Below are 470 nucleotides of genomic sequence, written 5' to 3' on the forward strand. Positions count from 1 at the left end.
AGATGTGTATAAGAGACAGATTCTTATGCCTATGAATTCATTTTCTTTAAGTTCAGTAGGAATATTGCTCATAGGATAGACAATAAAAACGTTTTTAAATTCCGGTGCCGTTTCCGAGAGTTCTTTGTCATCACAATTATGCTCCGTAATGAGGGTATTGACTTCACCAATTCCTGAGAATTCTTTTGCTACAGCAATATAAAGCAGCTTCCCTTCTTTTCTGACTTCAACTCCGGCCACAGGCTTAATACCAATCCTCTCGCACTCCATTTTAAAATCATAAATCCCCGTAACGGTATTGATATCCGTTAACACCAATTCTTTAATTCCTAAATCGGAAGCCTGTTTTACCAATTCTTTTATGGATAACGTTCCATAACGAAGGCTGTGGAAAGAATGACAATTTAAAAACATGCTGGAAAATTTATAATTCTATTTTATTTCTCAAAATCAAAACCTGAAGCTCTGCC

1 protein-coding gene is annotated in these 470 nt (G+C 35.7%); it reads right to left on the reverse strand.

All coding sequences use genetic code 11. The annotated features are described in order from the left end of the window. Positions 1 to 414: PHP domain-containing protein (locus RM51_RS18825; protein ID WP_039373298.1), on the reverse strand; the 414-nt coding region annotated here is incomplete at its 3' end. Positions 415 to 470 lie beyond the last annotated feature (56 nt).

Source organism: Chryseobacterium taiwanense, assembly GCF_000813825.1.
Lineage (GTDB): Bacteria > Bacteroidota > Bacteroidia > Flavobacteriales > Weeksellaceae > Chryseobacterium > Chryseobacterium taiwanense.